Here is a 21770-nt window from a genome sequence, read left to right as displayed (position 1 = left end):
GAGTGGCTTCACCGGCCTCGGCATCCCGTCGCCGGGGTTGGCGCGAAGTCTGCAATTGGCTGCCCAGGGGATCAGCCGGGGAGGAGTTCCGCCAGGCGGTGGCGGGGTACGTCCACCAGGCGCAGGTCCGCGAGATCCTCCGGGACGTTCAGTGCTGCGTTCGCTAGGCGGGCGTGGGCGCGGGTCAGTAGCTCGGAAGGGTGATCCACCAGGTCGGCGGCGACGATCGCGTGGCGGTTGTCTGGGGTGCTGCGGAGCAGGCGGAGGCGGTATTTGTCCGCTACCAGTGCGGTGAGCGAAGCTTGCGCGGCCGCGTCCGCTAGGTCGGGGTGGTTGTTCGGCAGCAGCAGCGCCAGGCGGCGGGCGTTCGTGCCCAGCAGGGTGCGTAGCAGCCACGGGCCGGGGTCGGCGGTGAGGTCCATGGCGACCGCGTCGCCTTCTGGGCCGGACGTGGCCCAGCCGACTGGGCGGGTTTCCAGCGCCAGGCCGCCTTCCGAGGCGATTTCCCGTGCGGCGGCCAGGAGGCCTGGTTTCGTGGCCGCCGATTCGACGGATTGCGGGCCGTGGGTGTAGATGGCGGAGCTTCCCTTGCGGGCGAACGACTTCTTCGCCTTCGCGGTGGGCTGGCAGACGTACAAGTCCGCGGCGCTGCCGATTGCTTGCGCGCCGGTATAGCGGTTGAAGTCCGGGAGGATCGCTTCGAAGGTCAGGCCCAGGGTCGCCAGCGAACGCTGCACTTGTGCGCCTAGGGCGGGGTGGCGCGGGCTGTAGCCGTAGGCCAGGAGGATGCGGCCTTCGGTGGGTTCGCGCAAAGCTTGCACCGCACGAGCAGCGAAGAGGCCCATGCCTTCCGGTGTGTAGGGCGGGTCGCTGAAGACCAGGTCTGCTTTGCCGGTTAGTGCGGGAGGCAATCCGACGCGCAGGTCGGCGTGGGCGGTGAAGATGGTGCGTTCTCCGGTGGTGTCCAGGTAGGACAGGACGCGTTCGTCGAGGTCCACTACGGACAGTTCGGCTTCCGGGCATACCGCGCGCACGGCGAGCGAGGTCAGGTCGTGGTCGCCCAGAAACAGCAGCTTGCTGCGGCGGAGGTCGTAGCGAGAGTTCAGCCACAACGCGCGGCGCAGCACGGTCTCCGGGGTCGCTTGCACGTGGTCCAGAGCGGCGAGCGGGGGCGGGACGGCGGCGATTCGTTCGGCCAGCATGGTGAGCAAGGCGGGCTGGGCGGCGACTGCTGCGTCGAGCGGGTCGGCCAGGGGCGGCAGGGAGTACGACGCGTAGGTGTCGCGGGCGTTAGGGGCGATGCGGAGGCCGGCGGGGGAACGTTCGAGGTCCGGTTCCAGGGCCGCCAGGAGGTCTTCGACGCTTCGGCGCGGGGCGGCGGTGAGCCGCACCAGGTCGGCCAGCTCGTACGAGCCGCTGCGCAGCAGGGTGAGCACTTCGTAGAGCGGGCGGACGGCGGCACCGTGTGCGGCGAGGACGTCGTCTAGGGCGGTCACGGGGTCCGAGGGTAGTCGGCCACCCTGCGGGACAGGCTGCCAAGGCCGCGCGAGTCGGCTACCGTCGGACTCTGCACCGGACGTGGGGAGAAGTCTGTGACCATCGAATTCCGAGACGTCGTCAAACGCTATCCGGACGGCACGGTCGCGGTCGACGGCCTTTCGCTCACCGTGGAAGACGGCACGATCACGGTGTTCGTCGGACCGTCCGGATGCGGCAAGACGACCTCGCTGCGGATGATCAACCGGATGGTCGAGCCGACCTCGGGCACGGTGCTGCTGGACGGCAAGGACGTCAGCGACGGCGACCCGGCGGTGCTGCGCCGCGGCATCGGCTATGTGATCCAGCACGCGGGGCTCTTTCCACACCGGACAGTGCTCGACAACATCGCTACCGTGCCGCTGCTGTCCGGATGGGACAAACGCAAAGCACGCGCCCGCGCGGCCGAACTGCTCGAGACGGTCGGCCTGCCGACGGAACTCGGGAAGCGGTACCCGGCGCAGCTGTCCGGCGGGCAGCAGCAGCGCGTCGGCGTGGCTCGCGCGCTCGCCGCCGATTCGCCGGTGCTGCTGATGGACGAGCCGTTCTCCGCGGTCGACCCGGTGGTCCGCGAAGGACTGCAGGACGAGCTGCTGCGGCTGCAATCCCAGCTGGGCAAGACAATCGTGTTCGTCACGCACGACATCGACGAGGCGGTGCGGCTGGGGGACAAGGTCGCGGTGATGCGCGTCGGCGGGAAGCTCGCGCAGTACGGCACTCCGGCCGACGTGCTCCGGCATCCGGTGGACGACTTCGTCGCGTCCTTCGTCGGCCGCGATCGCGGTTATCGCGGGCTTTCCTTCCTTCCGGGCCGCGGCGTCGAGGTGTCGCCCGCCCGCACCGTCGAGCTGGGCAGCAAGATCGACGGTCCGTCGGACGGCTGGCTGCTCGCGGTGAACGACGAGAAGCAGCCGCGCGGCTGGCTGCCGCCGGGCTCCACTGTGGACGGTCCGCTGGCCGAAACCGACCTCGTGGCAGGCGGATCGCTGTACGTGCAGGGCACGCCGATCCGCGGGGCGCTCGACGCGGCGCTGTCGTCGCCGGCCAGCCTCGGCGTCGTGGTGGACGACGAGAACCGCGTGCTCGGGACGGTGGTCGCGCACCAGGTCTTGGATGTAATCGAGGCCTCCCCGCAGGCGTCCTGATGGGCGGCTTCTTCGACGAACTCGGCCGGTACCTGTCGAGCGCCAACAACCGCGGCGAGATCCTCGCCAATCTCCTCGAGAACATCTATCTCGCGCTGGTGCCGCTGGTCGCGGGCATTGTGCTGGCGATCCTGTTCGGCTGGCTCGGACATCGCTGGCGGCCCGCGCGCAGTGTGCTGCTGGTGGTGGGGAATCTGCTGTACACGATCCCGTCGCTGGCGCTTTTCGTGGTGATTCCCGGCATTATCGGCACGAAGATTCTCGACAGCATCAACGTGATCGTCGCGCTGACCATCTATACCACCGCGCTGCTGGTGCGTCCGGTGCTCGACGCGCTGGAAGCCGTGCCGCCGCACATCGTCGCGGCCGCCACGGCGATCGGGTATCGCGAGCCGCGCCGGTTCTTCAGCGTCGAACTGCCGCTCGCGGTGCCGGTGCTCGCGGCGGGGGTCCGGGTGGCGTCGGTGAGCAACATCAGCCTGGTCAGCGTCGGCGCGCTGATCGGGACCGGGGCGCTCGGCGTGCTGTTCACCGACGGGTTCCAGCGGGAGTACTTCTCGCCGATCGTGGTCGGGATCGTGCTGACGATGCTGCTCGCGCTGATCGTCGACCTGCTGCTGGTCTTGCTCCGGAATCTGCTGACGCCTTGGGAGAGAGCGGGTCGCGCGCCGGCCGCGGAGGTGGCGGGATGATCGGCGACGTCTTCACCTGGTTCACCACCGCCGCGAACTGGCAGGGCCCGGCCGGCATCCTCGCCCGGCTCGTCGAACACGTCGGCTACGTCGTGCTGGCGCTCGTCATCGCGCTGGTGATCGCGATCCCGATCGGACTGTTCGTCGGCCACACCGGCCGCGGCGGCGTGGTGCTGGTCGGCGTCGGCAACGCGATCCGCGCCCTGCCGACGCTCGGGCTCGTCACGTTCCTGTTCCTGCTCTTCACCGAAAGCACCACGGCGACGATCATCGGCTTGGTGGTGCTGGCGATCCCGCCGGTGCTGGCGGGCACATACGCCGGTCTGCAAGCCGCCGAACACGATGTCGTGGATGCCGCGCAGGGCATCGGAATGACCGGCTGGCAACGGCTGTGGCAGGTCGAGGTGCCGATCGCGCTTCCGTTGGTACTGGGCGGAATCCGCAACGCGGTGCTGCAGCTGATCGCGACCGCCGCGGTCGCCGCGTACGTCGGTCTCGGCGGCCTCGGCCGGTTCCTGCTCGACGGACTGGCCATTTTGGACTACACCGAGGTCGTCGCGGGCGCGATTCTCACCGCGCTGCTGGCGATCGTGGTCGACCTGCTGCTCGCCGCGGCGCAGCGGGCGTTGGTGCCCAAGGGAGTCCGGCTGGCCGCGCAGGCGGCGTCCGGCCGGGCAGTGGCTGCGGGAGGAGCGGCGTGAAACGGTGGGGGATCCTGGTGGCCGGGCTCGCGCTGCTGGCGTCGGCGTGCGGAAACCCGCTGTCCGGCGGCGGTGAGGGCGGTACGAGCGGCGATATCATCATCGGTGCGTCGGATGTCGGGGAAAGCTCTTTGCTGGCCCAGATTTACGCCGGGGCGCTGCGGAATGTCGGCGCGCACAACGTAACGGTGCGGCCGCCGGTCGGCAGTCGCGAAGTCGTGGTGAAAGCGCTGCAGGACAAATCTTTGTCCGTGGTGCCGGATTACTCCGGGAACCTGCTGCGGTACTTCGACAAGAGTACCCCCGCGACGACATCGGAAGACGTTTACGCGCAGCTCAAGCAGAAAATCCCGCGCGGCTTCGAGGTGCTCGACCAGTCACCCGCGCAGGACAAGGATTTGCTCGTGGTGGGCAAGGAACTCGCGGCCACCGGGGTGAAGACGTTCTCGGACCTGGGACCGCGCTGCAAAGACCTGGTGATGGGCGGGCCCGGGCAGTGGAGCAGCCGGTGGAAAGACCGGATCAAGCAGCTGTACGGCTGCGAATTCAAGGAAATCCGCACGACGGACACCGGCGGCCCGGTCACGGTGGCGGCGCTGAAATCGGGTGAGGTGCAGGTGGCGGACCTGTTCAGCACCTCGGCGACGATCGCGTCCAACGGGTTCGTGCCGCTGGAAGACGACAAACACATGTTCCCGGCGCAGAACATCGTGCCGCTGGTGGCGCGCGGCACGTTGAACGCCGCCGAGACGGCCGCGTTGAACCGGGTTTCGGCGGCGCTGACTACTGAGCAGCTGACTGAGCTGAACGTGCAGTACACGGACGAGAAGCGGAATGCGAAGGATGTCGCGGAGGAGTTCTTGCGGCGGAACGGACTGAAGTCCTCGTGATGCGAACGGCTCAGAGCCGGTCGAAAGCCGCGGCGTAGCGGAATGCTCCGTGGTTTTCCGGGGTGTATGCCGCTAGCGGGAGGGCCTGGAAGTGCGGGGCCCATTCCGGTACCGGCGGCGTGACGCCGAGCTTTTCGGCCAGGACGAAGCCGAAGCGGGAGTAATAGCCGGGGTCGCCGAGCAGCACGATCAGGCCGTAGCCGAGTGCGTTGGCGGCACCGATGGTTGCGTGGACCAGTGCTGAGCCGGCGCCGCTGCGGTGGTGGTCCGGGTGGACGCCCAGCGGGCCGAAGCCGATGGCGGATTCCGGGTCGTCCCCGAGGCGGCCTGGGCTGGAGCAGGCGTGGCCGATCACTTCGCCGTCGCGGAGTGCGACGAGCGAGAGCGCGGGGAGCAGATCGCCGTCGGCGGTGAGTTCGGTGACTAGCTTGGCTTCTGGCATTTCGCCGGTGACGTGCGGGTTGTGGACCCGGAACGCGGCGGTGTGCACGGCGTGGATCGCGGGCGCGTCTGCGGTGGTGGACTGGCGGATCTGCATGTCGCTCAGTTTCCCTGAGCGGAGGCGTGCGCGGAAAATGATTTTGGCGGGCCGCATTAGGGTGGAGGCCCGGGGGCGAGGTGCAGTGGTGCGGTTGGGGGCGAGGGACGGCGATCGGCTGGTGATCGAGGTCCTGGGGCGGATGCACGCGGGGGCGGTCGATTTCTGGGACGGCAACTGGCTTTTCAGCCCGGTCGACCTCGTGGTCGGCGGGTTCACGGCTCGGGTGCCCGCCGGATTGCGGGCCGAGGAATTGCGGAGTTTCCGGAAACAGTTGGCGAAGGCGTACGCCGACTTCGGTGGGGTCGCCCGGCTGACGTCGATGGAGGAGTGGCTCGACCTGACCGTCACCGTGGCCGGGTCCGGTGCTCGGAAGCCCCTGATCAAGCCGCGGCTGTCTGCGGAGCAACCCGTGCCGGGCGGTCGTCTCGCATGAACAACAGGACCACCGCACCCACGAGCGGTCCGGCGGCCAGGGTGAGGAACGCGGAGTAGAACGAGCCCGTCGCGTGGAAAACCGGGCCCACGACGGCGGGCACGATCACGCTGCCCAGTTGCCAGAAAGCGTTCACCGCGCCAGCGGCGGAACCGGCTAGGCGGGCACCGGTCAGGGCGGGGATCATCGCGGCGGTCAGGGGGCTGTAGGCGTACGCGCCGATGCCGAGAATCGGGGCTACCACTAGGAAAGCGCCGTAGCTGCTGAGAGAACCGAAGACCAGCAGGGCGGCGCCGAACAGGACCAAGACGGCGATGATGGGGATTCGCCTGCCCAGGCCGACTTTGTCGGTCAGCCAGCCGATCAGCGGTTTGATCACTACCGCCGTGCCGGAGAAGATGACCAGGACTACCCCGGCCCGGACGGGGTCGATGTGTTCGCCTCGGATCATCAGGGTGTTGGACCACGTGACGAAACCGTAGGTGCCCCACAGGCCGCCGAAACCTGCCAAGCCCAGGAGCAGCAGGTCGCGGTTGCGGAAGAGCGGGCGAGGGTTCGGCAGACCGCGGCGAGGGGAAGCAGCCGCGGTGCCGTTGCGGAGGAAGGCCAGGCACAGCAGGCCGAGCGCGACGGTGACAGCGCCGAAGAGGTGGTACGACACGGGCCAGCCGCTGTTTTTCACGAGCGTGGGCACGACGGCGTTGGCTACGACCGTGCCCAGTGACGTCGCGGTCATGAAGATGCCGCTCGCCAGGCCGTGTTCCTCGGGACGGAACCAGGTGGTGATCAGCTTCAGCCCGGCGGAGAAGTCGACTCCGGCGAACAGGCCCAGCAAAGCTTGCAGGACGAGACCCCAGGCGATTGAGGTGGTTGAGCCGAAGCCGACCATCAGCGCGCCCGCGACCAGGGAGCTGATGCCGAGGATCGCGCGACTGCCCAGCCAGTCGGAGAGGAAGCCGCCGGCGGTGTTCGAGATGACGTAGCCGATGTAGTAGCAGGTGGCGAAGATCCCGAGCGCGGCGAGCGGCACGCCGAGCGAATCGCTGACCGCGGAGGACGCGGGGCCCCACGTGGACCGGTCTACCGAGGTCATCGTGAACACTGCCCAGCAGAGCAGCAAAACGACCCAGCGATAGCGGCTCGGCATGGGCGCTCCTTCGGACCGGGAGGATGATCAGGGAAGGTTCCCGTTACCGAGCGGCGGCGGTCAAGCCAGGGCGCCCTGGCGGTGCAATTCGGCCCGGATCGCGCGGACGTCGTGGGCTCGGCCGTCGACGTACTGGGCGGCGGCGACCCCGGCGGCGTGGCCGGTCGCGAAGGCGGTGCCCATGACCCGGACGGAGGCGTACGCGTCGTCGTCGGAGCTGGTCAGCCGGCCGGCTGCCCAGACGTTCGAGGTGTCGGCGGAGCAGATCGCGCCGTAGGGGAGGTCGTACCAGCCCCGGCCGGCGATCGGTTCGTAGCGGGTGACCCCGGGGCCCGCGTGGTCCTCGATCGGCCAGCCGCAGCGGCCGATGGACGCGTCCGGGCGTTTGCGGGCGGTCCGGACGTCGCGGCCGGTGAGCTGTTCGCGCCCGACCAGGTGGCGGCCCTCGCGGATGCCCAGCTGCGGACCGGTTTCTTCGAGGCGCGCGGACGACCAGCCGGCGAGGTGTTTGCGCAGCGCGTCCAGGTAATGCCACGCCTGCCGACGCGCGTTGGCTTCGTCGCGGCTGAGCGCAGCGGCGTCGAGGACGTCGGTTTGTTCGTCTACGAGCAGGGCGATGACGTCGCGGGTCACCGGAAGGTGCACGGCGATGCCGTAGTCGCGAGCCAGCTGGACGCCGGTTTCCCGTTCGTACGCGGCGACGGCGGCGCGCAGGCCCTCCCGGGACAGGTCGGCGTCTTCGGGGACGCCGGAGAAGCGGCAGACGAGCGTGCTGGTTTGCCGGTCGCTCAGCGGGGCGATCCGGACGGCGGCGCCGGCGGCGGCCAGGAGCGCGCCGTCGCCGCTGGCGTCGACGAACGCACCGGCGGTCACGCGTTCGAGGCCGCCGCGATGGTGCAGTGCGACCTCGGTGACGACGCCGTGGGTCCGCTTCGCGCCGATGAGCTTGGTGTGCAGGAGGACGTCTACGCCAGCGTCGGCGGCCAAGTCGTCGTAGACCAGTTTCGTGGTTTCCAGGTCGAGCAGGACGATCTTGTTGCCCGTCCAGCCCATGGTCTTTTCTTCGTAGGCACCGCGGTGGCGCAGCCGCCGCAGCACCTCCTCGCCGACGCCCGCGACGACCTGCTGTCCGGTCTGGTCGAAGAAGCCGCAGAGGGTCAGCACGGAACTGATCGTCGCCGCGCCGCCCAGGTACGGGTACTGCTCGACCAGCAGCACCCGTGCCCCGGTCCGCGCCGCCCCGGCCGCGGAGGCGATACCCCCAGCACCGCCTCCTACGACGACGACGTCGTAGTGCACTCCAGCCCTCCTCGGGTGTTTGCGAACCAGTCAACTGGGTACGGCGAGGAGGCCGCCACTGCCGTTCCGGCACCCCGGGCATACCCGGAAGGTATAGCTATGAGTAAGAGAAAGTATGAAAGTCATACAAGTTGGCGTACGCTCAGGGCCATGGACACGAAGGCAGCCGGATACCGGCGCAAGGTCAACACGATCAACCGGGTCATCACCGCCCTGCAGCGCGCGGGGCTCGCGTTCGGGCCGATGGAGCTGCTCACCGTCCCGGGGCGGCGCAGCGGCGAACCGCGGACGTTTCCGTTGGCAGTATTGAAAGTCCAGGGCGGGGAGTACCTGATCCAGGCGTTCCCGAAGGCGGCCTGGGTGGCGAACGTGCGCGCGGCCGGGGAGGGGACGCTGTCGCGGGGCCGGCGGTCGCGGCGGGTGCGGTTCGCGGAGGTGCCGGTCGCGGAGCGGGGGCCGGTGCTGCGGGAGGTGGTGGCCGACGGGCCGCCGAGCGTGGGGAAGCGTTACGTGACGACCGGGCTGGCGGAGTCGCCGACGCCGGACGGAGTGGCGGCGGCCGCGGCGAAGATCGCGGTGTTTCGGGTGGAAACGGTCTGAGAACGGCGAAGGCCGCCGCGGGAACGAATCCCGCGGCGGCCTTCGATGGAGACGAGGATCAGTCGAACGCCTTGGCGATCAGCGCCTTCTGCTCGACCTCGTGCACCTTGGACGAACCCGCCGACGGGGCGGCCATCGGACGCCGCGCCACCACGTCGAGCCCGCCGAAGAACTCCGGGAACTTCCGCGGCAGGTTGAGGCCGAAGAACGGCCACGCGCCCTGGTTTTCCGGCTCTTCCTGGACCCACGCGATCTGCTGGGCGTTCGTGTAGCGCTCCACCGCGGCCAGCAGCTTCTTCTTCGGCAGCGGGTAGTACTGCTCGATCCGCACGATCGCGACGTCGTCCGCGCCGCGCTTCTCGCGCTCGGCCACCAGCTCCCAGTAGAGCTTGCCCGAGGTGAGCAGCACCTTGCGGATCTTCGCCGGGTCCTGCGTCGCGTCGTCGATCACCGACATGAACCGGCTCTGGCCGGTGAAGTCCTCGACCGACGAGGTCGCCGCCTTGTTCCGCAGCATCGACTTCGGGGTGAAGACGATCAGCGGACGCTGGATGCCGTCGAGGGCGTGCCGGCGCAGCAGGTGGAAGTAGTTCGCCGGGGTGGACGGCACCGCGACGGTCATCGACGCTTCCGCGCACAGCGACAGGAACCGCTCGATCCGGCCGGACGTGTGGTCCGGGCCCTGGCCCTCGTGGCCGTGCGGCAGCAGCAGCACGACGTCCGAGCGCTGGCCCCACTTGGCCTCGCCGGAGGAGATGTACTCGTCGATCACGGTCTGCGCGCCGTTGACGAAGTCGCCGAACTGCGCTTCCCACATCACCAGCGCGTCGGAGTTCGCCACCGAGTAGCCGTACTCGAAGCCGACGGCCGCGTACTCCGACAGCGCCGAGTCGTAGATCATCACGCGGCCCTGGCCGTCGGCCAGGTGCTGCAGCGGCGAGTACTCCTGGCCGTTCTTGCGGTCGATGAACACCGAGTGCCGCTGGGTGAAGGTGCCGCGCCGGGAGTCCTGGCCGGACAGCCGCACGAGACGGCCTTCCAGCGCCAGCGACCCGAACGCGAGCAGTTCGCCGAACGCCCAGTCGATGCCGCCCTCGCGGGACATCTTGTGGCGGCGCTCCATGACCGGCTTGACCCGCGGGTGCGGGGTGAAGCCCTCGGGCAGGTTGACGAACGCGTCGCCGATCTTCTCGACGACCTCGCGCGACACGGCGGTGGCGACCTTCGCCGGGATCTGCTGCTCGCCCTCGACCGACGGGCTCGCCTTCGCCGGGTGCCGCTCCAGTTCGCGGACCTCGTTGAAGACGTGCTCGAGCTGGCTGGAGAAGTCGCGCAGCGCGGCCTCGGCCTCCTCGACGGAGATGTCGCCCCGGCCGATCAGCGATTCGGTGTAGGTCTTCCGGACCGAACGCTTCGAATCGATGATGTCGTACATCGCCGGCTGCGTCATCGACGGGTCGTCGCCCTCGTTGTGCCCGCGGCGGCGGTAGCAGACCAGGTCGATCACGACGTCCTTGTGGAACGCCTGGCGGTAGTCGACCGCCAGCTTCGCGACCCAGTACGCGGCCTCCGGGTCGTCGCCGTTCACGTGGAAGACCGGCGCGCCGATCATCTTCGCGACGTCGGTGGCGTACTGGCTGGAGCGCGAGTGCTCCGGCGCGGTGGTGAAGCCGACCTGGTTGTTGACGATGACGTGCACGGTGCCGCCGGTGCGGTAGCCGCGCAGCAGCGCCAGGTTCAGGGTCTCGGCCACGACGCCCTGGCCCGCGAAGGCCGCGTCGCCGTGCATCAGGACCGGCAGCACGGTGTAGCCCTCGCCGCCCTTGTCGAGGATGTCCTGCTTGGCGCGGACGATGCCCTCGAGGACCGGGTCGACGGTCTCCAGGTGCGACGGGTTGGACGCCAGCGACACCCGGGTCTCCCCGTCGCCGAACATCCGGAAGTACTTGCCCTCGGCGCCGAGGTGGTACTTCACGTCGCCGGAACCGTGCGCCTGGCCCGGGTCGAGGTTGCCCTCGAACTCCTGGAAGATCTGGCTGATCGGCTTGCCGACGATGTTCGCCAGCACGTTCAGCCGGCCGCGGTGCGGCATGCCGATGACGACCTCGTCGAGCTCGTGCTCGGCGGCCTTGTCCAGGATGGTGTCGAGCAGCGGGATCGCGGTCTCGCCGCCCTCCAGCGAGAACCGCTTCTGGCCGACGTACTTGGTCTGCAGGAAGGTCTCGAACGCCTCGGCGGCGTTGAGCTTCGACAGGATGTACTTCTGCGCGGACGGCTCCGGCTTGCTGTGCCGGACCTCGACGCGCTCCTGGATCCAGCCGCGCTCCTCGGGGTCGAGGATGTGCGTGTACTCCACCCCGACCGTGCGGCAGTACGAGTCGCGCAGCACGCCGAGGATGTCGCGCAGCTTCATCCGCTCGCGGCTGGAGAAGTCGCCGACGGCGAACTCGCGGTCCAGGTCCCACAGGGTCAGGCCGTGGCTGAGCACGTCCAGGTCGTGGTGGCTGCGCTGGCGGTAGTTCAGCGGGTCGGTGTCGGCCATCAGGTGGCCGCGCATCCGGAACGCCTCGATCAGCTCCATGACGCGCGCGGTCTTGTCGACCGGGCCGTCCGGGATGTCGGCGACCCAGCGGATCGGCTCGTACGGCAGCCGCAGGCTGGTGAAGACGTCGTCGTAGAAGCCGTCCTCGCCGAGCAGCAGTTCGTGAATGCGCTTTAGGAACTCGCCGGACTCCGCGCCCTGGATGATGCGGTGGTCATAGGTCGAGGTCAGCGTCATGATCTTGCTGACCGCGAGGTCGACCAGGGTCTTCTCGCTGGTGCCCTCGAACGACGCCGGGTACTGCATCGCGCCGACGCCGATGATCGCGCCCTGGCCCGCCTGCAGCCGCGGCACCGAGTGGTTGGTGCCGATGCCGCCCGGGTTGGTGAGCGAGATGGTGGTGCCCGCGAAGTCGTCCGCGGTGAGCTTGTTCGTGCGGGCCTTCTTGACGATCTCCTCGTAGGCCTGCCAGAACTGCATGAAGGTCATGTTCTCGGTGGCCTTGATCGAGGCCACGACGAGAGTGCGGGAGTCGTCCTTGCCCTTCATGTCGATCGCGAGGCCGAAGTTCACGTGCTCCGGCGTGACCGCGAACGGCTTCCCGTCGATCAGCTGGTAGTGCCGGTTCATGTTCGGGAAGTCCTTCAGCGCCCGCACCATGGCGTAGCCGATGAGGTGCGTGAAGGAGATCTTGCCGCCGCGGGTGCGCTTGAGGTGGTTGTTGATGACGATGCGGTTGTCCGCCATCAGCTTCGCCGGCACGGCGCGCACGCTGGTCGCGGTCGGCACGGCGAGCGAGGCGTCCATGTTCTTGGCGATCGCCGCCGCGGCACCGCGGAGCTGCTTGGATTCCGGGGCGGTCTTGGCCGGAGCGGGCTTCTCGGCCGGGGCGGCCTTCGCGGCCGGCGCGCTCTTGGCGGCCGGGGCCTTCGCCGCCGGAGCCTTGGCGGCGGGCGCCTTGGCCGCGGGGGCGGCCGAGGACTTCGCGGCCGGCGCGGGCTTGGCCGCGGGGGCCGGAGCGGAGGACTTGACCTCTCCGTTCTCTCCCGCCTGCGTGCCGTTGCCGCCCGGAGTGGGCTTGTAGTCGGCGAAGAAATCGTGCCAGGCGGCGTCTACCGACTGGGGGTCCGCGAGAAACCGCTCGTACATTTCCTCGACGAGCCACTCATTGGCACCGAACTGCGATGCGGGACTGCTGCTGGCCACGGCTGGCTCTCGCCTCTATCCATTCTCGATCCGATATCACAAGCATCTGCTGACCGCCAGGCTAGTCCCCTGCCGGTGGCCGGAAACACGCCACCTGGACGCTCGTGAGACACGTCATTGTCTGGATCGGTTGAGAGGCCCAGCCTGACAGACAGCAGGGCCCACCGTACGCGTCGCCCGGACCGATCGCCGCCACCTCGGCCGGGTTGGGGTGATTCCGGCCACATCCCCGGCCCGGGCCGCCGCCGGTGCGGCTGGGCGCGGTGGGCGCCGGGTTGGTCCGGACCATGCGGTCCGGCTTCCTGGTGGCCGGGGCTCATGCGGGGGTGGACGGCTTGCCGGACCCGGGGCGGGGGCATTCCGGGGGCTTGGCTGTCGGCGAGGACACGGCGGTCGGTGAGGCGGATTGGTGTCGTGCTGTCCGCCGCGGCCACCGGGTGCCCCGAAGCGGCTCGCGCGAAGGATGTGTCATTCGTCCAGGTGATGCGCTGCTCGGCCGTCCGCGCCTGTTCCGGCCGAGTTGGCGTCTGCGTAGCGGCTCGTTCACTGAGCGGTGTTGTGCTGTCGAAAGGCTGCGGCCTCGCTCGGGGCGCGGCGGTTTTCCGAGGCGCGAGGCGGTGGTGGCGCGATGTGGCTGGTCGAATGTCCGTCGTTCTGGGATCAGGGTTTGATTCGCCCGCTGGTCACCGAGCACGGCAAGGTCGTGCTGATGTGCGATTCCTGCACCGCGGTGTGGCGCACCCCGTCCGGCATCGACGAGTTCGACCACGTCGAGCCGGAGGCGCCCGAGTGGTCCATCGGCTCGGACACGCACGTCCGCCCCGGGACGACTCGCTGGGCCGAGCTGGCCGATGTCACCTCGGCGGGCTGGGGCGACCTCCGCTGGCGCGAACTTCCCTGATTCTCGGCTTCTCCTGAACCGCGCGGCCTTCCTTCGCGCGGCGCACCGCTGAATCACGCTGTCGATTCTGTTGCGGGCCAACGGCATCGCGACCTTTTCGCTGCCCGCTCTTCCTGTTCGGCTTCTCGAGCCTCGGCAAAGGCCCTCCCTGTCGCCGGTAGTCAGTGTTACTATCTAGTGGTACTCAGCAACACTGACTAGCTGGAAGGCGTTCGATGGGCAAGCAGGCGACGGAGATGCTCAAGGGGACCTTGGAGGGCATCGTCCTCGCGATTCTCGCCGGGCGGCCCGCGTACGGGTACGAGATCACCTCCTGGTTGCGCGAACGGGGGTTCACCGATCTCGCCGAGGGCACCGTCTACGCGTTGCTCGTGCGGATCGAGCAACGCGGGCTCGTCGACGTCGAAAAAGTGCCGTCCGAAAAAGGGCCGCCGCGGAAGGTCTACACGCTGAACGCCCTGGGGAGGGCGAATCTCGACGAGTTCTGGCGGAACTGGCGGTTTCTCTCGGACCGGCTCGAACAGCTGCGCAAGGAGGGAATCGAACATGGGGAATGAAGGCAAGAGCAGGTATCTGCATTATCTGGAAGTGGTCACCGGGCCGCTGGAGGACAAGAAGCGGTACCGGCGGTACAAGGCGCGCGTCGAGGAGCTGCCGCCGGACTACCGCGCGGCGATCAAGGCGCTGCACCGGTATCTGCAGTATTTCGGGCCGGGGACGGCGGAAAGCCATCTGCGGATGCTGGACGATCTCATCGACCTGTTCGAGCAGAGCGTGGCGAGCGGGACGACGGTCCGGGAGATCGTCGGCGACGAGCCGGTCGAGTTCGCGGAGGAGTTCCTCCGGAGTTATCCCGAGGGGAACTGGATTTCCCGGGAGCGGACGCGGCTGACCGAATCGATCGACCGCGCGGTCGGCGGTGCGGGATGACGGCGCCGGCGATCCGGGTCCGGGGGCTGCGGAAGTCCTACGGCAAGCTGGAAGTGTTGCGCGGCGTCGATTTCGAGGTGGCGCGCGGCAGTATTTTCGCGCTGCTCGGGTCGAACGGGGCGGGCAAGACGACGGTCGTGCGGATTCTCTCCACGCTGCTCAAGGCCGACGCGGGGGAAGCGGAGGTCAACGGGTTCGCGGTGGCGAGCCAGGGGGCGGACGTGCGCGAGTCGATCAGCCTCACCGGGCAGTTCGCGGCGGTCGACGAAATCCTTACCGGGCGCGAAAATCTCGTACTGGTCGCCAAACTGCGGCACCTCGACAACCCCGGCGAGATCGCGGACGGCCTGCTGCGGCGGTTCGCGCTGACCGAGGCCGGATCGCGCAAGGTGTCGACGTACTCGGGCGGCATGCGCCGTCGGCTCGACATCGCGATGAGCCTGATCGGAACCCCGCGGGTGATCTTTCTCGACGAGCCGACGACCGGGCTCGATCCGCAGGCACGCAACGATGTCTGGCGCGCGGTCGAAGAGCTGGCCGAGCAGGGCGCGACGGTGCTGCTCACCACGCAGTACCTGGACGAGGCGGAGCAGCTGGCCGACCGGATCGCGATCCTGCACGAGGGGCGGGTGCTCGTGAACGGGACGCTGGACGAGCTCAAGCGGCTTCTTCCGCCGGCCAAGGTCGAGTATGTCGAGAAGCAGCCGACGCTGGAAGACGTCTTCTTCTCCCTGGTCGGCACCGGAAACAAGGGGGACGGGCAATGAGCGGCCACTTCGTCGGCGACAGCACTGTCCTGTTAGGACGGTCACTGCGGCACATCACCCGCAGCCTGGACACCATCATCACCACGACGATCACGCCCATCGTGATGCTGCTGCTCTTCACCTACGTCTTCGGCGGCGCGATCAACACCGGTTCCGAGTCGTACGTGACGTACCTGCTGCCGGGCATTCTCTTGATCACCATCGCCTCCGGGATCGCCTACACCGCGTTCCGGCTCTTCCTGGATATGAAGGGCGGCATCTTCGAACGCTTCCAGTCCATGCCGATCGCACGGTCGGCGGTGCTGTGGGCGCACGTGCTGACCTCGGTGCTCGCGAACCTGATCTCGGTGGCGGTCGTGGTGCTGGTGGCGTTCGCGATGGGGTTCCGCACGAGCGCGGGCCCGCTGGCGTGGCTCGCGGTGCTCGGCATTCTCGTCCTGTTCACCCTGGCGCTGACCTGGATCGCGGTGATCCCCGGCCTGACCGCCAAATCCGCGGACGGCGCGAGCGCGTTCTCGTACCCGCTCATCTTCCTGCCGTTCGTCAGCTCGGCCTTCGTCCCGACCGCCACCATGCCCGGCCCGGTCCGCGCGTTCGCCGAACACCAGCCGGTGACGTCGATCGTCAACACGATCCGCGATCTGTTCGCCGAGCGCCCGGTGGGCACCGGGATCTGGACGGCGCTGGCCTGGTGCGTGGGGATTTTGGCGGTGGCGTATGTGTTCGCCAACGTGATTTACCGGCGCAAGATTTCTTGATCGCGCGGGCTGTCCAGGCCGGTTGAGTGTGGGTTGGCTGGGCGGGCATCGCGTGAGAGTTCGGTTGGTGACGGCGTGCTGTTTCGCCGATGTGCTGCAACGGTTTTGATCGGCGACGTGGGACAAGCCGGGCATCGCGCGAGCGTCCTGGAGACAGTGGCGCTCGCGCGATGCATCGGCATCCTCAGGGCGGCGTGGGCAATCCCCGGCGTCTCTAGCCCCGCAGCATCGTCTGGCTCATCCCAGTGCCCACAGCCGGGCGTAGTGGCCGTTCGCGGCGACCAGTTCCGCGTGGCTGCCTTGTTCGACGATGCGGCCGTGGTCCAGCACGACGATCCGGTCCGCTTTCGCGGCGGTGGCCAGGCGGTGGGCGACCACGAAGGTGGTGCGGCGGCGGGCCAGGTGTTCGGTGGCCCGGAGCACCGTGGCTTCGGTGGCCGGGTCCAGGGCGGCGGTGGCCTCGTCCAGCAGGAGGACGTCCGGGTCGACCAGTTCGGCTCGGGCGAGCGCGACCAGCTGCCGTTGCCCGGCGGAGAGGGAGCGGCCGCGTTCGCCTACTGGTTGGCGGAAACCGGCGGGCAGCGCGGCTACTCCGTCCAGGGCGCCGACCGCGCGTACGGCGGCCTCGACTTCCGCGTCGGTGGCTTCGGGGCGGCCGTACCGCACGTTGTCCGCGACGGTGCCGGAGAACAGGTGCGCTTCCTGCGGCACCACGCCCATCCGGGCGCGTAGCGCGGGCAGGTCGTACTCGCGGACGTCGACGCCGTCGATCAACACCGCGCCGCCGGTGGCGTCGTAGTAGCGGGCGACGAGCTTGACCGCGGTGGACTTCCCCGCGCCGGTCGCGCCTACCAGCGCGACGGTTTCGCCTGCCGCGACGTCGAGCGTCAGGTTCTCCAGCGCGGGCTTTTCCGCGCCGGTGTAGGAGAAATCGACGTCCTTGAACCGCACTTCGCCGGACAGGCGCGCGGGCAGTTCCACCGGGTGCTCGGCCGGGGGCACCGACGTCGGCGTGCGCAGCAGGTCGCCGATGCGGCTCAGGCCGACGCGGGCCTGCTGGTAGCCGTCGAACACCGACGACAGTTGCTGGATCGGCGAGAAGAATTGCTGCAGGTACAGCAAGAATCCGAGCAGCACGCCGGCTTCGAGCGTGCCGCCTGCGACGCGATGTGCGCCGACGACCAGGACGGTGGTGGTCGCCAGATCCGACAGCAGCGAGACGAGCGGGAAGTACGTCGCGATGTACCGCTGCGCGCGCAGCCGCGAGCGGCGGTAGTCGTCGCTGCGGGACGCGAACACCTCCGCCGAACGCTCTTCGCGCGTGTACGCCTGGGCGACGCGCAGACCGCTGACGTTCTCCTGCATGTCCGCGTTGACGACGCTCACCTTCTCGCGCGCCTCGCTGTACGCACGGGAAGCGACCCGCCGGAAGATCAGCGTGGCTACGAGCAGGATCGGCAGCATGGCCAGCGCGTACAAGGCCAGCGCGGCATCGGTGACCAGCAGCGCGACCGTGATGCCCACCAACGTGAGCGCGCTGACGACCGCGGTGGCCAGGCCGGTTTGCAGGAACGTGGACAACGCGTCGACGTCCGTGGTCATCCGGGTCATGATCTTCCCGGACAGCTCGCGCTCGTAGTAGTCCAGCCCGAGCCGTTGCAGGTGCGCGTAACTGCGCACGCGCAGCGAGTACAACACTGTCTCGCCGACGCGGGCGGTGAGCCGGGTTTGCCAGCGCACCACGAACCAGTCGGCCGCGACCACGAGCGCGCCGATCCCGGCCAGCAACCACACGACGCTCGCGACACCGGGCAGCACACCGTGGTCGACTCCGCGTTGGTACAGCGCGGGCAGCGCGAGCGAGGCCAGTGCGTCGGCCGCGACCAGGCCGATCACTCCGATCAGCGGCCACCGCACCGGACGCAGGATCCGAGACAGCCGGAAACCGGGGTCCGGGGCGGTAACGTCCACATCGGACAGTCGGGGCCGGTCGGTGGCCGGAGGCAGGCGGCGGACGCCTTCCAGCAGTTCCGGGGTCGGCGGCACGTCCGCGCCGCCGCTGCCCGCGAAGCCGCTTCCGCCGCCGGGCAGGCCGCCGCGGGACTGCGCGGCCTCGGCGAGCGCGTCGACCTCGTCGCGGTGGTCGTCCGGCCACAGCACCGCCGTGGTGCCGTCCGCGCCGGGCTCGAGGTTGTCGCAGCGGTGCGGTTTTTCGACGTCGTCGCCCGGACCGGCGACCAGTTCGCGGAACAGCGCGCACCGCGCCAGCAGTTCGTCTTCGGTGCCGACGTCGACGACTCGGCCCTGGTCCATCACCGCGATCCGGTCCGCCAGCTGCAGCGTCGACCGCCGGTGCGCGATGAGCAACGTGGTGCGTTCGGCGGTGACCGCGCGCAGCGTGTCGTGGATCGCGGCTTCGGTGACGGTGTCGATCGCGGACGTCGCGTCGTCCAGGATCAACACGCGCGGGTCGGTCAGCAGCGCACGGGCCAGCCCGAGCCGTTGCCGTTGCCCGCCGGACAGCGTGAGCCCGCGCTCGCCGACCTCGGTGGCGTATCCGTCCGGCAGCGCGCGGATGAACTCGTCCGCTTCTGCCGCGCGAGCGGCCGCGAAGACCTCCTCGTCGCTCGCGTCCGGGCGGCCGTACGCGATGTTGTCGCGCACCGACGTGGAGAACAGGAACGCCTCCTCGAAGACCACGCCGATCGCCTGGCGCAGGTCCTTCAACGGCACGTCGCGCACATCGAGCCCGCCGACCCGCACCGAACCCGAATGCACGTCGTAAAACCGGGGCAGCAGCATGGAAATCGTGGACTTGCCGGACCCCGCGGTGCCCACCAGCGCGAGTGTTTCGCCGGGCCGCGCTTCGAGCGTGAGCCCGTCGAGCACCGGGTCGCTGCGGGTGTAGCCGAACTTCACGTCGCGCAGTTCGACGCCCAGCGTGCCGGGCGGCAGCGGCCGCGCGTCGGGGCTGTCGGTGACCTCCGGCTGCGCGTCGATCAGCTCGTACACCCGCTCCGCGCCGGCACGCGTGAGCTGCGCCTGCACGACCAGGCCGGACAGGAACCGCGCCGGGCCGATCAACGCCGCGAGATAGGTGGCGAAGGCCAGGAACGTGCCCAGGCTGATCTGCCCGTTCAACGCCAGCATGCCGCCGATCGCCAGCACCGCGACCTGACCCGCGGCAGGCAGCGCCGACGTGGTCGCTGTCGGCAACGCGGACAGCCTCGCCGCGCGCAGCCGCTCCGCGAAAAGCTTCCGAGCCGTGCGCTCCAGCCGCGCGACCTCGCGCGCCTCCTGCCCGAAACCCTTCACCACGCGCACGCCGGTGACGGTTTCCTCGACGTGCTGCGCGACATCCGCTGCCCGCTGCTGCGCCGACCACGTCGCCGGGAACAACCGCCGCCTGCTCAACGCCACGACGATCCCGACCGCGGGCGCGACCACCAGCGCGATGAGCGTGAGCAGCGGCGACATCCACAACATCGCCCCGAGCGCGAGCACCGCGAAAATCACTGACCCCGCCGAGAGCGGAACCTGCATCAGCAACCCGGTGACCAGCTGCAAATCCGAGATCGCGCGCGACACCACCTGCCCGGTGCGCAACGCGTCCTGTTTCCCGCCGTCCAGCCGCGAGACCGCGCCGAACACCCGGTTCCGCAGATCGTGCTGCACGTCCAGCGCCAGCCGCCCGCCGACATACCGGCGCAGGAACGCCGAGCCGAACGCGACAACCTGCAACGCCACCAGCGCCACCGCGAGCCCGGCCAGCTGCGACGTATGCCCGGCCACCGCGTCGTCCACCGCCGACCGCACCAGCAACGGGCTCGCCGCCTGCACGCCGACGCTCAGGATCGCCGCCGTCATCGCGAGCACGACAACGCCGCGGTGCTCCCAGCAGGCAGCGGACAACCGGCGCACCCAGCCGACCGGTCGGGGCGCCGTCTCAGCAATCGGACGGTCTTGACGCGCAGGCGTCGCAGTGGTGGTCACATCACAAGGTTAGGGAGCGGCACCGACAATTTATTCCCCGGCGAGCCCGCGGCCCGGACCAAACGGGCACAACCGGCGCTCCCTCGGACGAGGTGACGAAGGGCACGCCAGCGGGTTCCGCAGGCTCCCGGAAGCGTCGTGGAGCAGGGAAACCCTGGTCCCGGCGGCACCGGCGAAAGGTTGAACGTTCACCTGGTCACCGGGAAGAACCCCGGGGAAATCCACCCCCGGGCGAGCGCATCCGCCCAATGTTCTTTAAGCTAGTACCCGGCGACCCGCTCCCAGTGACCCCCAGGCTGGTTGAGCGGGTCGCCCCTTCTGGCCCTTCCCTACTCGCGCCTGGCGGCGCTTCGTCGGGAAGGGGCGTCGTATTACCCGGGGGGCCGAGCCCCCCGGACCCCCACGGTGCCTTCGGCTGCGGTTGCGAGGGCGGTTGGGTTGGAACAAAAAGCTTGGGGCATAAGAGAAGCGGCGAGGACCGGTGGTCCTCGCCGCTTCTCGTTGGTGCGGGGTTATGCCAGTGCGGTTTCTACTGGGGTGTGGGGGAGGTTGTGGGCGGTGGCTACTGGGGCGTTCGTCAGGGCGCCTGCGTGGGTGTTCAGGCCCAGGGCGAGGGCGGGGTCTGCCGACAGGGCCTGCTTCCAGCCCTTGTCTGCCAGCTGCACTGCGTAGGGGAGGGTTACGTTGGTCAGGCCGTAGGTGCTCGTGCGCGGGACTGCGCCGGGCATGTTGGCCACGCAGTAGAAGACCGAGTTGTGGACCGTGTAGGTCGGGTCGTCGTGCGTGGTCGGGCGCGAGTCCGCGAAGCAGCCGCCCTGGTCGATCGCGATGTCCACCAGGACGCTGCCCGGCTTCATGCGGGAGACCAGGTCGTTGGAGACCAGCTTCGGGGCCTTCGCACCCGGGACCAGGACCGCGCCGATGACCATGTCCGCTTCCAGGACCGACTCTTCGACCGACAGGCGGTTGGAGGTGACGGTGCGGATGCGGCCGCCGAAGTCGTTGTCGATCTGGCGGAGGCGGTCGACGTTCGTGTCGAGGATTTCCACGTCCGAGCCGAGGCCGAGGGCGACGCGGGCGGCGTTGAGGCCCGCCACGCCGCCGCCGATGACGACCACGCGCGCCGGGTGCACGCCGGGGATGCCGCCGGGCAGCACGCCCCGGCCGCCGCTCGGCTTCATCAGCGCGTAAGCGCCGACCTGCGGGGCCAGCCGGCCGGCGACCTCGGACATCGGAGCCAGCAGCGGCAGCGCGCCGTTCGCCTTCTGTACCGTCTCGTAGGCGATCGCGGTGGTGCCGGCGGCCAGCAGCGCGTCGGTCAGCGGCCGGTCCGCGGCGATGTGCAGGTACGTGAACAGCACCAGGTCCTTGCGCAGACGCGGGTACTCCTCGGCGATCGGCTCCTTCACCTTCAGCACGAGCTCGCCCTCGGACCACGTTTCGTCCGCGGTGGCGAGCACCTTCGCGCCCGCGGCGACGTATTCCTCGTCCGTGATGGACGACCCGGTCCCGGCACCCGTCTCGACGAAGACGTCGTGCCCGCGACCGACCAGTTCGTGCACGCCTGCCGGGGTCAACGCGACCCGGTACTCGTGCTTCTTGATCTCACGGGGAACGGCGATGCGCACTGCTTGCCTCCTGGCGGCGGTTCTGTCGAAGGTGTTGCCACTCACGGTGATCTACCCGGAC

The 21770-nt window shown here is 69.2% G+C and carries 18 protein-coding genes; 11 read left to right on the top strand and 7 right to left on the bottom strand.

The window, feature by feature from the left end; all coding sequences use genetic code 11:
- Positions 1-71: 71 nt before the first annotated feature.
- On the bottom strand, positions 72-1496 hold the full coding sequence (locus CU254_RS32280) for a bis-aminopropyl spermidine synthase family protein (protein WP_009082926.1): 1425 nt from the start codon (positions 1494-1496) through the stop codon (positions 72-74).
- Positions 1497-1592: 96 nt separating this feature from the next.
- Here CU254_RS32280 and CU254_RS32275 point away from each other — a divergent pair, with 96 nt between their 5' ends.
- From CU254_RS32275 to CU254_RS32260, 4 genes are read left to right on the top strand one after another with little or no spacing between them, the layout of a single operon-like run.
- Entirely contained in the window at positions 1593-2681 is a 1089-nt protein-coding gene (locus CU254_RS32275) for an ABC transporter ATP-binding protein (protein WP_009082925.1), read from the top strand.
- Positions 2681-3373: an ABC transporter permease gene (locus tag CU254_RS32270; protein WP_009082923.1), complete on the top strand. Its 693-nt coding sequence runs from the start codon at positions 2681-2683 to the stop codon at positions 3371-3373. Before CU254_RS32275 ends, CU254_RS32270 begins: the two co-directional genes overlap by 1 nt.
- Positions 3370-4074, top strand: coding sequence for an ABC transporter permease (locus CU254_RS32265; RefSeq protein ID WP_009082922.1), 705 nt, complete (start codon positions 3370-3372; stop codon positions 4072-4074). Before CU254_RS32270 ends, CU254_RS32265 begins: the two co-directional genes overlap by 4 nt.
- Entirely contained in the window at positions 4071-4964 is an 894-nt protein-coding gene (locus CU254_RS32260; RefSeq protein WP_009082920.1) for an ABC transporter substrate-binding protein, read from the top strand. The genes CU254_RS32265 and CU254_RS32260 overlap by 4 nt, the downstream gene beginning before the upstream one ends.
- A gap of 10 nt (positions 4965-4974) precedes the next feature.
- On the opposite strand, the gene CU254_RS32255 is transcribed toward CU254_RS32260, so the two are convergent.
- On the bottom strand, positions 4975-5502 hold the full coding sequence (locus CU254_RS32255; RefSeq protein WP_037715521.1) for a GNAT family N-acetyltransferase: 528 nt from the start codon (positions 5500-5502) through the stop codon (positions 4975-4977).
- Between the two features lie 88 nt (positions 5503-5590).
- Between CU254_RS32255 and CU254_RS32250 the strand changes: the two genes are divergently transcribed.
- Entirely contained in the window at positions 5591-5938 is a 348-nt protein-coding gene (locus CU254_RS32250; protein ID WP_199786035.1) for a hypothetical protein, read from the top strand.
- Here the strand turns inward: CU254_RS32250 and CU254_RS32245 are convergent.
- Positions 5886-7085, bottom strand: coding sequence for an MFS transporter (locus CU254_RS32245; RefSeq protein WP_009082916.1), 1200 nt, complete (start codon positions 7083-7085; stop codon positions 5886-5888). The genes CU254_RS32250 and CU254_RS32245 overlap by 53 nt on opposite strands.
- 60 nt (positions 7086-7145) lie before the next feature.
- Positions 7146-8384 carry an FAD-dependent oxidoreductase gene (locus CU254_RS32240; RefSeq protein ID WP_037715518.1) on the bottom strand — a complete coding sequence of 413 codons (1239 nt, stop codon included), beginning with the start codon at positions 8382-8384 and terminating at the stop codon, positions 7146-7148.
- Positions 8385-8534: 150 nt separating this feature from the next.
- Here CU254_RS32240 and CU254_RS32235 point away from each other — a divergent pair, with 150 nt between their 5' ends.
- On the top strand, positions 8535-8984 hold the full coding sequence (locus CU254_RS32235) for a nitroreductase family deazaflavin-dependent oxidoreductase (RefSeq protein ID WP_009082912.1): 450 nt from the start codon (positions 8535-8537) through the stop codon (positions 8982-8984).
- 58 nt (positions 8985-9042) lie between these two features.
- On the opposite strand, the gene CU254_RS32230 is transcribed toward CU254_RS32235, so the two are convergent.
- Positions 9043-12732, bottom strand: coding sequence for a multifunctional oxoglutarate decarboxylase/oxoglutarate dehydrogenase thiamine pyrophosphate-binding subunit/dihydrolipoyllysine-residue succinyltransferase subunit (locus CU254_RS32230; RefSeq protein ID WP_009082910.1), 3690 nt, complete (start codon positions 12730-12732; stop codon positions 9043-9045).
- Positions 12733-13360: 628 nt separating this feature from the next.
- Here CU254_RS32230 and CU254_RS32225 point away from each other — a divergent pair.
- The 5 genes from CU254_RS32225 (at position 13361) to CU254_RS32205 (ending at position 16088) form a co-directional block, all read left to right on the top strand.
- Positions 13361-13633 carry a hypothetical protein gene (locus CU254_RS32225; RefSeq protein WP_037715514.1) on the top strand — a complete coding sequence of 91 codons (273 nt, stop codon included), beginning with the start codon at positions 13361-13363 and terminating at the stop codon, positions 13631-13633.
- Between the two features lie 215 nt (positions 13634-13848).
- The gene (locus tag CU254_RS32220) at positions 13849-14190 is read left to right on the top strand and encodes a PadR family transcriptional regulator (protein WP_009082905.1); all 342 of its coding nucleotides are present in this window, start codon (positions 13849-13851) and stop codon (positions 14188-14190) included.
- Positions 14180-14563, top strand: coding sequence for a DUF1048 domain-containing protein (locus CU254_RS32215; protein ID WP_009082903.1), 384 nt, complete (start codon positions 14180-14182; stop codon positions 14561-14563). The genes CU254_RS32220 and CU254_RS32215 overlap by 11 nt, the downstream gene beginning before the upstream one ends.
- Entirely contained in the window at positions 14560-15330 is a 771-nt protein-coding gene (locus CU254_RS32210; protein WP_009082901.1) for an ABC transporter ATP-binding protein, read from the top strand. Before CU254_RS32215 ends, CU254_RS32210 begins: the two co-directional genes overlap by 4 nt.
- Positions 15327-16088, top strand: coding sequence for an ABC transporter permease (locus CU254_RS32205; RefSeq protein ID WP_009082899.1), 762 nt, complete (start codon positions 15327-15329; stop codon positions 16086-16088). The genes CU254_RS32210 and CU254_RS32205 overlap by 4 nt, the downstream gene beginning before the upstream one ends.
- 237 nt (positions 16089-16325) lie before the next feature.
- Here the strand turns inward: CU254_RS32205 and CU254_RS32200 are convergent, their stop codons facing one another.
- Both CU254_RS32200 and ald read right to left on the bottom strand, forming a co-directional pair.
- Positions 16326-19955 carry an ABC transporter ATP-binding protein gene (locus tag CU254_RS32200; protein ID WP_199786379.1) on the bottom strand — a complete coding sequence of 1210 codons (3630 nt, stop codon included), beginning with the start codon at positions 19953-19955 and terminating at the stop codon, positions 16326-16328.
- 638 nt (positions 19956-20593) lie between these two features.
- Positions 20594-21709, bottom strand: a complete 1116-nt coding sequence (gene ald / locus CU254_RS32195) for an alanine dehydrogenase (protein ID WP_009082895.1) — start codon at positions 21707-21709, stop codon at positions 20594-20596.
- Positions 21710-21770 lie beyond the last annotated feature (61 nt).

It is taken from the genome of Amycolatopsis sp. AA4, assembly GCF_002796545.1.
Classification (GTDB): domain Bacteria; phylum Actinomycetota; class Actinomycetes; order Mycobacteriales; family Pseudonocardiaceae; genus Amycolatopsis.
This window is presented reverse-complemented; position numbering and strand designations above follow the sequence as displayed.

Bases quoted from the DNA above. Each gene is read 5' to 3' on its own strand.
- CU254_RS32270 (WP_009082923.1), top strand. From the start codon at position 2,681: ATGGGCGGCTTCTTCGACGAACTCGGCCGGTACCTGTCGAGCGCCAAC.
- CU254_RS32265 (WP_009082922.1), top strand. From the start codon at position 3,370: ATGATCGGCGACGTCTTCACCTGGTTCACCACCGCCGCGAACTGGCAG.
- CU254_RS32255 (WP_037715521.1), bottom strand. From the start codon at position 5,502: ATGCAGATCCGCCAGTCCACCACCGCAGACGCGCCCGCGATCCACGCC.
- CU254_RS32245 (WP_009082916.1), bottom strand. From the start codon at position 7,085: ATGCCGAGCCGCTATCGCTGGGTCGTTTTGCTGCTCTGCTGGGCAGTG.
- CU254_RS32235 (WP_009082912.1), top strand. From the start codon at position 8,535: ATGGACACGAAGGCAGCCGGATACCGGCGCAAGGTCAACACGATCAAC.
- CU254_RS32225 (WP_037715514.1), top strand. From the start codon at position 13,361: ATGTGGCTGGTCGAATGTCCGTCGTTCTGGGATCAGGGTTTGATTCGC.
- CU254_RS32220 (WP_009082905.1), top strand. From the start codon at position 13,849: ATGGGCAAGCAGGCGACGGAGATGCTCAAGGGGACCTTGGAGGGCATC.
- CU254_RS32215 (WP_009082903.1), top strand. From the start codon at position 14,180: ATGGGGAATGAAGGCAAGAGCAGGTATCTGCATTATCTGGAAGTGGTC.
- CU254_RS32210 (WP_009082901.1), top strand. From the start codon at position 14,560: ATGACGGCGCCGGCGATCCGGGTCCGGGGGCTGCGGAAGTCCTACGGC.
- CU254_RS32205 (WP_009082899.1), top strand. From the start codon at position 15,327: ATGAGCGGCCACTTCGTCGGCGACAGCACTGTCCTGTTAGGACGGTCA.
- CU254_RS32200 (WP_199786379.1), bottom strand. From the start codon at position 19,955: ATGACGGCGGCGATCCTGAGCGTCGGCGTGCAGGCGGCGAGCCCGTTG.